Origin of the sequence: uncultured Campylobacter sp. (genome assembly GCF_963517995.1) — a bacterium.
Lineage (GTDB): Bacteria > Campylobacterota > Campylobacteria > Campylobacterales > Campylobacteraceae > Campylobacter_A.
The window spans coordinates 1-10560 of record NZ_CAUQHQ010000077.1 but is presented as its reverse complement, the minus strand read 5'-3'; the positions used below and the strand labels follow the sequence as shown (position 1 = coordinate 10560).

General features: G+C 48.4%; 13 protein-coding genes. All 13 read right to left on the bottom strand.

Translation table 11 applies throughout. The annotated features are described in order from the left end of the window. Positions 1-336 precede the first annotated feature (336 nt). Positions 337-522 carry a hypothetical protein gene (locus RYL88_RS08455; protein WP_314990547.1) on the bottom strand — a complete coding sequence of 62 codons (186 nt, stop codon included), beginning with the start codon at positions 520-522 and terminating at the stop codon, positions 337-339. A gap of 12 nt (positions 523-534) precedes the next feature. Continuing rightward, on the bottom strand, positions 535-684 hold the full coding sequence (locus tag RYL88_RS08450) for a hypothetical protein (protein ID WP_314990546.1): 150 nt from the start codon (positions 682-684) through the stop codon (positions 535-537). Positions 685-714: 30 nt separating this feature from the next. Beyond that, positions 715-879 carry a hypothetical protein gene (locus RYL88_RS08445; protein ID WP_314990545.1) on the bottom strand — a complete coding sequence of 55 codons (165 nt, stop codon included), beginning with the start codon at positions 877-879 and terminating at the stop codon, positions 715-717. Between the two features lie 47 nt (positions 880-926). After that, complete coding sequence (locus RYL88_RS08440) at positions 927-1217, bottom strand: hypothetical protein (protein ID WP_314990544.1); 291 nt, start codon at positions 1215-1217, stop codon at positions 927-929. A gap of 142 nt (positions 1218-1359) precedes the next feature. Then, positions 1360-1701, bottom strand: a complete 342-nt coding sequence (hypA, locus tag RYL88_RS08435) for a hydrogenase maturation nickel metallochaperone HypA (RefSeq protein WP_314990542.1) — start codon at positions 1699-1701, stop codon at positions 1360-1362. A 148-nt stretch (positions 1702-1849) separates the two neighbouring features. Then, complete coding sequence (gene hypE, locus RYL88_RS08430) at positions 1850-2899, bottom strand: hydrogenase expression/formation protein HypE (protein WP_314990540.1); 1050 nt, start codon at positions 2897-2899, stop codon at positions 1850-1852. 12 nt (positions 2900-2911) lie between these two features. Then, entirely contained in the window at positions 2912-4009 is a 1098-nt protein-coding gene (gene hypD, locus RYL88_RS08425; RefSeq protein WP_314990538.1) for a hydrogenase formation protein HypD, read from the bottom strand. After that, positions 4006-4320 carry a HypC/HybG/HupF family hydrogenase formation chaperone gene (locus RYL88_RS08420; protein ID WP_314990536.1) on the bottom strand — a complete coding sequence of 105 codons (315 nt, stop codon included), beginning with the start codon at positions 4318-4320 and terminating at the stop codon, positions 4006-4008. The genes hypD and RYL88_RS08420 overlap by 4 nt, the downstream gene beginning before the upstream one ends. Further along, a complete protein-coding gene (hypB, locus tag RYL88_RS08415) occupies positions 4320-5126 on the bottom strand; it encodes a hydrogenase nickel incorporation protein HypB (RefSeq protein WP_314990535.1) in 807 nt (268 codons plus the stop codon). Before hypB ends, RYL88_RS08420 begins: the two co-directional genes overlap by 1 nt. A gap of 235 nt (positions 5127-5361) precedes the next feature. Continuing rightward, on the bottom strand, positions 5362-5889 hold the full coding sequence (locus RYL88_RS08410) for a GDYXXLXY domain-containing protein (protein WP_314990532.1): 528 nt from the start codon (positions 5887-5889) through the stop codon (positions 5362-5364). Continuing rightward, on the bottom strand, positions 5886-7169 hold the full coding sequence (locus RYL88_RS08405) for a DUF2157 domain-containing protein (protein ID WP_314990531.1): 1284 nt from the start codon (positions 7167-7169) through the stop codon (positions 5886-5888). The genes RYL88_RS08410 and RYL88_RS08405 overlap by 4 nt, the downstream gene beginning before the upstream one ends. Before the next feature lie 897 nt (positions 7170-8066). Beyond that, a complete protein-coding gene (nikR, locus tag RYL88_RS08400; RefSeq protein ID WP_314391487.1) occupies positions 8067-8480 on the bottom strand; it encodes a nickel-responsive transcriptional regulator NikR in 414 nt (137 codons plus the stop codon). A gap of 51 nt (positions 8481-8531) precedes the next feature. After that, a partial coding sequence (gene hypF, locus RYL88_RS08395) for a carbamoyltransferase HypF (RefSeq protein WP_314990528.1) occupies positions 8532-10560 on the bottom strand: 2029 nt, incomplete at its 5' end.

Below are 10560 nucleotides of genomic sequence, written 5' to 3'. Positions count from 1 at the left end.
TCTTTATAGGCCGTGAAAATCGCGAGCAAAACGCCAAACGTCGCTGCGATACTTCTCGCCGTAAAGCCAAAATCGCATCCGCGTCAAATTTGATAAAAATGACGCCGAGGCTAGCAAGATAACCCGGCTTAAATACGGTACGCAGACGCGCTAAATGCGCTCAGGGCAAAAATGGCCTCCAATAATCAGTGCGCCGAAAGTAGATTTTGCGTATTTTCTACAAATTTGCGGCTGGCTTTTGCACTCGGCGCCGTCTTGTTAGGACTACGATTTTATTAAATTTGCTTGTGTTTTAAATTTTATCTCTAGCGACTCGGGCGTTTTACGGCGTCAAATTTAGCTTTTGATCTCATCGTCAAAAAGCTCGCGAACATCCACCCAAAAGCTTTTGAGCATAAAAATCGGCGAGTCCAAAATACCCGGCAAATCGTCCTTAAAAGATAAAAACTCTACGACTCTTTGCAGCTCGCCAACGGTTTTTACGCTCATGTCCGCTAGCCACGGTACCTTTACTTGCTGCATTTTATCGGCAGACTACTTGGCAAATGCCAAAAACCGCGAATCGTCCGAAAATGTAAAGCACCCCGTAGCCTGCTCGCTAAGTAAAATTTGTTCAATCACACCACCGCTTTGGCTAAATTTTACGTTTTTGCTCTTTTTGCGCTTCAAATTTAAACCCTGCATCTGGGCGTTTGCGTCGCCGTTAAGTCCGCTTTACAATTTTGTGGCGCCTCGCAAAACCTCCGCGCTCGCGTAAAGCCGCAGCTCGCCCAAACTCGGCGCACCCCCCCCCATGGCTATTTCATAAACTTCAAATTCCGCGCTAAATTTACCGCCCGCGCCACGCTCTTTCGCGCTATAATCCCAAGTAGAACCCATTTATATTATTTACCGCGCGTTTGCCCGTCCGCACAAATCTCGCGGTCTCACGGCTCAAAATTAGGACAGTAAAATTCATCCGCCTCATCCCAAAGCTCCTCTAGCGAGCGTCCGTCTATCTGAGGCGCGGCGTAGAGTTCTCGCAGCGTGGCGAAATACCGCTCGCCGCTCGCGTTTGCGCCGGATTCGTCCGAGCACCTTTGAAACGAGCAGCGATCCGCATAGGCGATGATCATGTATTCCTCGCCGCGCAGGCGAAAGCTAAGCTCGGGCTCGCCGCCCTTGGATACGCATTTTAGCAGCATTTGCTCTATGGTTTCAAATGAATATTTGGGCATCTAGCTTCCTTTTAAATTTATCTAGGCGCGTTTTAGAGGGGCAAACAAATAGGGTTTCATCAAATTTGCCGCGTTTTTAGAAGTAAATTTTAAAAATCGCTCAAATTTAAGTACCGAATTTGAGCTAAAATTTGCGGCAAAATCACCGCATCTCAAGGCGCATAAGGTGCATATCCTCGCCGCCAGTGACATCAAGCTCCTGCGAGCCACAAACAGGACACGTGAAGTCGTTTTCGCTAAGCTCGCCGCTAAAACCGCAGCTTTTGCACTCCACGGAGACGTTTTGCAAGGCGATCAAAAGCTCGGCGTTTTCGCAGATCGTGCCCGTTTTATAAACCTCAAACGCGCTTTCTAGGTAGTGAGGTTCGACGCCGCTTAGCCGTCCGATACGCACCTCAAGGCGCACGACCTCTTTCGCGCCGTTTGCGGCGGCGTTTTTCTCGCAAAGCGCAACTAGGCTTTGCACTATGCTTAGTTCGTGCATCGGCTTGCCTCGCTTACGGACAGAGCGGATTTTATTTTTACGCACGCGCCTAGGGCGTAAATTTGATAAATTTTGCGAGCTCGCTCTCGTACCCTGCAGGCCCGAAAATCTATCGCGCCCAAATTTGATATAGCCATCATCGCCGCGCCTAACATATCCTGGGCAAAAGCTCGCCCTTTGGCACTTCTAAAAAGCGCTTCGAGCCGTATGCGTTTTGCAGGATGACGCGGCCGTTTGCAGTGCCTAAAATCTCGCCGATCGAGGCCGAGTTAGCGTCAAATTTGCGTAAAATCTCAAGCGCGAGCGCCTCGTCTTTTTCATCTACGGCCAGCACGAACGTACCCTCGTTAGCTAGCTCGTAAGGCTCAAAGCCAAATAGCTCGCAAACGCCCGTCACTTCGTCGCTAATCTTGATATCCTCCTCGCGTACGAGGATGTCTAGGCCGCTAAATTTCGCCCATTCGTTTAGCACCGCCGAGAGACCGCCGCGCGTCGCGTCGCGCATACACAGAGGCTTTACGCCGCCCTCTATCAGCGCCTTTACTGCGCCTACTAGCGCCTTGCAGTCGCTTTTTAGTTCGCTTTGCAGATCCAGCTCCTCGCGGCTAGCCAGCACCACGGCGCCGTGCCTGCCCACGTCGCCCGAGATCAGGATCTTAGCGCCCGCGCGCAGGCTTTTTAGCTCTACGCCCTCGCAGACGATCTCGCCGATACCGCTCGTGTTGATAAAAATTTTATCGCATTTGCCGCGCGGTACGACCTTAGTATCGCCGCAGACGATTTGCACGCCGTTTTCGCGAGCGACGGCGGCTAGCGAGCCCAGCACGCGCTCTAGCTCGTTTATCTCCAGCCCCTCCTCGATTATTAGCGCGCAGCTTAGGTACTTTGCCTCAGCACCCACCATGGCTAGGTCGTTTATCGTACCGCACGCTGCGATCTTTCCGATGTCGCCGCCGTTAAAAAATATCGGTGTAACCACGAAACTATCGGTGCTAAAGGCTAGTTTGCCGTTAAATTTGGGCGTCAAGTTTGCAGAGCGTTTCGCGCTCTCGTCCGCGCAAGGGTCGCTAAAATTTAGTATCGCGCTATCGTTGCTCTCGCGCAAAATTTCGTTGTCGAATATCCTAAAAATCGTCTCGTTTATGAGCGAGTTCATCTCCTCGCCGCCGCCGCCGTGGCTTAGCATTATCTTGCTCAAATTTGCCTCCTCTTAGCCCGCGCTTTTGACGTCGCCGTATTTGTAGTATGCCGCGCATGCGCCCTCGCTAGAGACCATGCACGAGCCAACGGGGGTTTTTGGCGTGCAGGCTTTAGCGAAAATTTTACAATCAAAGGGCTTTGCTCGCCCGCGTAAAATCTCAGGACATATACAGGCCTTGCTCTCGCCTTTGCTTTGCACGCTGCAGTCAAATTTTACCCTCGCGTCAAGCTTCGCGTACTCGGGGCGTAGCTTCATACCGCTTTGCGCGATCGTGCCGAGACCGCGCCACGAGAAGTCGCACGGCTCGAAAAATTTAGCTACAAGCTCCTGCGCTTTTACGTTGCCCTCGCGCGTCACGACTCTGGCGTATTCGTTATAGACCTCGTGCGTGCCCGCGTTTTGCTGGTGGACGAGGTTTAGGATGCCGTCCATCAGATCAAGCGGCTCAAATCCGCTAACCGCGATAGGTTTTTTATACTCGGCCGCTATACTCTCGTAGATGCCGTATCCCGTGATAACGCTCACGTGGCTAGGCCCCAAAAACGCGTCGATCTTGACGTCTTTATCGTTTAGGATCGCTCGCACGGGTGCGGGGACGGTAACGTGATTTATATGGAAAAATAGATTTTTTAACCCGAGCTCTAGCGTCTTTTGCACCAAATTTGCGCTCATAGGCGTCGTCGTCTCAAACCCGATCGCAAAAAATATCACGCTCTTTTCGGGATTTTCCCGCGCGATTTTGATACAGTCTAGCGGGCTATATAGTGCTCTGATGTCGCAACCCTCGCCGCGCAGCTTTTGCAGGCTGGTGCTTGAGCCCGGGACTCTCATCATATCGGCTAGAGTGCACAGGATGGTGCCCGGCATCTGGGCTAGCTTGATAGCCTCGTCTATGCGGCTCCTTGGCATTACGCAGACGGGACAGCCGGGGCCGTGGATGAAATTTATATGCTCGCCAACCAGCTGCGGCAGGCCGAATTTCATGATCGAGTGCGTGTGTCCGCCGCAAATTTCCATGATATTTAGCGGTTTTACGCTCTCTTTTTTGATAAGTTTTGAAAGCGCCAAAATAAGCTCTTTATCGCGAAAATCATTGATTAGATTCACGCTTTTTCCTTTGCGTCCTGTTTGTTTGCCGCCTCTTGCATAGCGCTTAGTCCCGCGTTGCCTTCGTCTGCGCCGATCTGGCCGTTTTGCATATCTTTGGCGATTTGGCGGTAGATTTCGATACTTTCTAGCGCAAATTTCGTATCGATTTTTTCCATCGCGTAGCCGACGTGGATGAGCACGTATTCGCCTACGGCCACGGGCTGGGCGATGAGATCGAGGCTCACGCGGCGACTCACGCCTAGCGTCTCTACGGTAGCGACGTTATTTTCGTCGATCGCGATCACTTTTGAAGGGATTGAGAGGCACATTATCTTAGCTCTTTTTTAAATTTTAAAAAATCCAGCCACTTCTCCATGCCCTCGCCCGTCTTTGCGTCAAGCTCGACGACGTCGACTTTCGGGTTTAGTTTGCGAGCCTCTTTGACGACTTTTTTCACATCAAATTCAAAATGCGGCAATAGCGAAGTTTTGGTTATCACGATAAGATCGGCGGCGCGAAACATCACGGGGTATTTAGCTACCTTATCATCTCCCTCCGGCACCGATAGCAAAATGACGTTAAAGTGCGAGCCCACGTCGTAGCTAGCGGGGCAAACGAGGTTGCCGACATTTTCAACGAAAACTATATCAAGGCCCTCTAACGGCAGATGATGAAGCCCCTCGTGCACCATAAACGCATCCAGGTGACATGCCTGTCCGGTCGTGATTTGGTGGGCTTTGCCGCCTGCTTTTATTATGCGGTCGGCATCTTGGTTGGTTTCTAGATCGCCCTCGACGACGCCGATTTTAAATTTACCGCTTTTTATCGTAGCTTCTAGTAGCGTTGTCTTGCCGCTGCCGGGGCTACTCATGAGATTTACGCATAAAATTCCGTGCTCGTCCAAGTGAGCGCGGTTGTGCGCGGCCTCTTCGTCGTTTTGGGATAAAATTTTCGTTATCACTTCGACCGTTTTGCTGTCGTTTAGCGCCGGGTGCGCGTGGCCGTGACTATGCTCGTGAGCCGCGCCGTGTCCGTGCTCGGCGCCGTGATCGTGAGCATGCGAGTGAGTCGTACCGTCTGCATGAGTATGGGCGTGATCGTGCCCGCCCAGCGAGCATCCGCAATCTTTACACATCTTGCTTCTCCTTAGCGATTTTTGGGGTTATTATACTCTTAGATGTTAAAAAATTGCTTTAGTTTCATACTTGCGGATATTATTTCGTCACGTTTTATTTATATTTTGAGATTTTTATGATAGCGGCGAGGGGTTAAATTTGACTCAAATTTGAGCCGCGTCAAATTTGAAGACTCGGGCTAAATTTGAGTTCTGGTAAGTCTAGTCAAATTTAGCCCTCTAGCCGCCCGTAAATTTAACGCTTGCTAGATTCTGCCGCGTTTGGTTTTTCTATTACGATATCCTTGATGCGAGCTTTGCCGTTATCCATCACGCCGATGACGGCCGTGGCGTTAAATTCCATCATATCTCGCTCCATCTGCTTCGCACTTTTGGGCGGCATAAAAAAGGCTTCTATGCCGAATTTTGCGGTATTATAATCAACCCTGCCCGCTAAAAACGTCCCGCCGTTAGGCCGCTCAAAGCTATATTTGTCAAATTTATACCTGCCGTCTTCGTCCTGCTTTAAAACGGCGTAAATTTTTGTGCCGTGTAGCTGCTGCCTTTTGCTTAAATTCGAGTCTCTTTTGTCCAGCTCGTAAACGCCCGCAAAGCCGTAACTAAGGTGCACGTAGTCGCCGCGAAACATATCGCGCGGATCGTAAACCGTAGTTCGTATCAAGATCTCTTTGCCAAAATATATCGGCGCGTACGCATACGCAAGCATCGCGATCACGGCTAAAATTTGAAATACCGCGGCGGCAAAAATCAGCTTTAGTTTCATTTCGCGCTCCTTTTTTTAGATATCCTAGAGACCCCGAGCACCACGAGCGCAAATACCAAAAATAGCGCGCTGGCGCTGACGTAATCGCCGACTAGATCGACGTAGCGCACGAACGCCACCCAAAAGATGAGCGCGACGCCGAATTTCATGTTATTTTGCTTGATAAGAGCGACCGCGACGCAAACGCCGATGAGCGAAAACACGCCCTCCTCGTAGCCCGCAAACGCGTCTAATATAAAAGGCAGCGCGACTAAAAGCGCTGCGACGGTAGCGGCGGCGTACTTTTTAAAGTAAAACGCAAGCCCCAAAGATGCCGCGCAAAATGCGGCAAATAGCGCTCCAAACACGCTTTTAAAAAATATAACACCGTTTAAAACATTTTCGTAGTTCTGGGCGCCGTAAGACCACGGACGCGAAAAGTGCAAATCCTCGTAAAGCGACATATCAAAGCACAAGATGCCCGCGCCGCAGACGATGCCGATGTTTTTAAGGTAAAACGCGAGTTCAAATTTACCCGCCCTCTCAAGCAAAAACGAGGTGCAAACGGCGAGCAAGCAGTAGCTAAGCGCAAAAAAATGAACGCCGTAAAACGCGTCGTCCACACGCAAATCCGTCATAAAATATCGCTCGTAAAGCACGAAAGAGACGATATAAGCAAACACGCTCACAAAAAGTGCGCCCGTAAGCAGCCGCGAATCGTCGCGCCAAAGCACCGCAGCCGAAGCTACGATAAATAGCAAAAATCCGTGCGAAACGCCGCTAAACTCAAACTCCATCAAAAACCAAACAAGCCCCAAAATAAGAGCCTGAAGCGTGATGATGGACTTGCGCGTAGCAAGCCCGAGCGCCAAAGCTCCGATCGCCCACAGCAGCACGCCGTTAGGCATATGCTCGCCTAGATGGTAAATTTGCGCGACTAAAACGATCGCCGCGCCGTAGCAAAAGTTACCTAGGAAAAACAGCGTCGTAGCCTGCGTCTCTTTGCCGTTTTTTTGCGCCCAAACTCCGCTAAAATTTACCGCCGCGAGTATGCCAAGCACTATGATTAGCCTCACGGCGCGCGGCAGCTCCTCCCAGTTTGCGCCCACTAGAGTAAATAGCGAAAGCGCCAAAAATAGATACGCGACGAGTTTTAATATAAAGCTTCGCCGCTCGTTTGCACCCGATAAATCTATATCGTATCTAGCCGCTATCTTGCGCGCCGCCTCGTCGCTTACCAGCCCTTCTTCTCGCCACTTCGCAAGCTCGTCTGCGAGAAAATTTTTATGAAATATCATCATTTTTCTACTCCATTTATTTTATCTTCCTGTGTCGCTCCGCCCGGTAGAGCACGCATAGCCTGCCCCAACTATCTCGCGCTTTACTAAAGTCCTAAAAAACGCCGCCCATTACTCATAAAACAAACGCTTTAGCAAGCTAAATTTGCCAAAAACCGCGCCCGTATCTATGCGTAAAAATAGTCGTAAAATCTGCTAAAAATCCGTTTTTGCGGTGCTTTTGCAAAAATCGCAGCAAGTATGGACAAGATACCCGAGCTTTCCTCGTTTTGAATGAAATTTTAAAAAATTTTGCATTAAATCCTAGATAAATTAATCGCGCGATTTTAGCAAAAACAAAATCAAAATGTAAAGAAATAGCGAAAATACCGCGGTTTTGGCAGCGTTTTCGGTTTGCCGTTTAAACGCGGCAGACTTTAGCGGCTCAAACGGTCATAAACCGCAAAATTTAATCAGCAGGTTCTTAAATCGCGCTTACGAGCGCTTTTATTTTAATTATAAGCGCGCAAATATCGCCCTTTTGCGGCGCAAAATCACGCCTATGCGTAAGCTTAAATCTACCGCTTTTTACTTTCTTTGCGCCAAAAAGCGGTAAGCGCCGGAAATTATCGCGCTTTTTAGAAGCTTAAAGAGATAAATTTTAAGCTTTGTTTTTAAAAATATGCAAAAATTTAACATCAAATAACGGCAAATTTAAAAGAGTAAATTTTAAAAAATAAAAACATCGATTTAAACGGATTAAAATTAATATCTAGTTTTAACGCAAAAAGGGTATTAAACAGATAAATATAAAAATCCTGCGTAAATTATAAATAAAATTTACGCTAGAAAATATAAAATAAATAAATATAAAATTCATCCGCCCAGCTCAACCAAGCCAAACGGATGAAATCCGCTAGCCTACGAGTGAGGAACGGCAGCTCTAGTGAGTTTTGAAAATTTCACGCCTTTTAGTCCGCCTATCTTCTCGGAAAATTTCTCTATCAATCCCGCTTTACCGCGTAATATCAATGTTTCAAGGCAGTTGTCGTGATCCATATGAATATGCGTAGTACAAGTGATGTTTAGATTTGATTTATGTTCCAAGTCCATCATCTTAGCGACTAAATCGCTTTGGTGGTGCAAGTAAATGAGCGTCAAAACGCCGATTAGATCCTCGTCGGCATTTTTCCAGCTGTCGTTTACTATCTTTTCTCTAATCAAATCGCGAGTAAATTCGCTTCTTGAAGCATAGCCCTGAGCGCCTATCTTGCTATCTAGCTCATCTAGGAGTTGTTTTGGCAACGATACGCTAAACCTGATGATGTTTTCCACTATCGCCTCCTTAAAGAAAATATTACATATTATACATCAGGAAACTTTAATTTATATTAATGTAAATGCGATTTGACCGATAGCTATACTTGAATCATTGGCAGTAAAATTTTTATTTATGTAATATTTCTTACCTTTTTGCTTAAGAATTAAAATTACATTTTCAAGCAGGGCTTTATTTTGAAAAACTCCGCCTGCAAGCAAGACGTCGTTAGGCTGTGCGCAAGCTGCGTCTGCTACGAGCTTTGCAAGCCCTTTTATAAAGCCCGTCGCAGCCGTTTTAGCATCGTCTTTTAAAGCTCTTTTAAAAGCTTCTTTAAAACAGATTTTGTCGTTCATGATTTCGAACTCGTAGCAGACGTCCAAATTTGCGTCAAAAAGCGCCTCCAGGCTCATCCCCGCCTCGCCCTCGTAGCTGATGCTATCAAGCCCGAGGATCACCGCCGCAAACGCATCGAATATACGCCCAAGCGAGCTGGTTTTGACGCAGTTTATTTGCTTTTCGTGCAGGATTTTTAGATTTTTTAGCTTAGCGGGCTCAAATTTTGCCAAAAACGCCTCCGCCTCGCGCTCTAGATCATATTTTAATATCGCGGCATAAGCGATCTGCCGGATATTTTTCACGCTAGCTTCGCCGCCGATCAGCAAAATTTCGTCAAATTTGCAAACTCGCTCGTACTCTTTGCCGCGCACTTTTAGTATCTCTCCGCCCCAGACGCTCCCGTCCGCGCCGTATCCCGTACCGTCAAAGCAAAAGCCCAGATACTCGCGCTTTGCGTCCAGATCGTTTTCTAAAATCACCGATAGCAAATGCGCGTGATGGTGCTGGATTTGCGTGATATTTGAGCCGAAATTCGCGGCGTATTCGCGCGCCCATTTTAGGTTTAAAAAATGCGGGTGCAAATCGGCTACGATCTCGTCAAATTTTAGCTCGTAAATCTCGCTAAAAAGATTGATTAGCGCGCAAAAACGCTCATAGGTCGCGACGTTTTTTAGATCGCCGATATATGGGCTTATCATCAGCTCGCCGTCTTTAAAGATCGCAAACTGATTTTTTAGCTCCGCTCCGACTGCTAAAACGGTCTTTTCGCTCTTAAATTTCGTGCGGATAAACTTAGGATGCACGCCGCGGCTAGTGCGGATAAATATAGGCTCGCCGCCCGCTACGAATGCGATACTATCGTCGCTTGGCGAGTGGATATCGCGGTCGTTATCTAGGTAAAAATCTATCACGCCGCCAAGCTTTTCTCGCAGCTCTTTTTCGTCGTAGATGATGGGCTCGCCGGGGACGTTGGCCGAGGTAGCGATGACGTCGCCCTCTAGGTACTCAAAAAGCAAGAGATGAACGCCCGTGTATGGCAAAAATATGCCGATTTTATTGAGTCCAGGCGCCAAATTTGAGGGAACCGGCGCGCCCGGTAAGCTTTGCAAAACAACGATGGGTTTTAAATTCGAGCTTAAAAGCCGCTCTTCTTCGGGCGAAATTCGTGCGTATTTTTTAGCGCGCGAAACGTCCTTGCACATCACGGCAAAGGGCTTTTTAGGGCGCTTTTTTCGCTCTCTTAAAAGCTCTACCGTATCATCCTTTAAACGGCACATCAAATGAAATCCGCCAAGCCCCTTTACGGCTAAAATTTTACCCTCGTTTATGAGCTGCGCGGTCTGCTTTGCGCTATCGTTATCCCGCGCCAAAACCCGCCCGAATTTATCTTTTAGAGCAAGCCTAGGCCCGCAGTTTGGGCAGGAGACGGGCTGAGCGTGATAGCGGCGATTTAGCGGATTTTTGTATTCGCCGCCGCAAAATTCGCACATCTTAAACGCGTTCATCGTCGTGTTTGCGCGGTCGTAAGGCAGAGACTCGATAATCGAAAACCTCGGGCCGCAGTTGGTACAGTTGATAAAAGGATAATGATACCTCGGGTCTGCGGGGTCGTAAAACTCGCGCTCGCAGTCTTGGCAGAGGGCAAAATCGGGCAAGATAGGCGCGTGTTTTTTGGCTGATTTTGAGGCGACTATCTTAAACTCGTCAAATTTCGCGCCCTCTAGCTCGGTTTTTTTCATCTCGTCGATACGAGCGAGG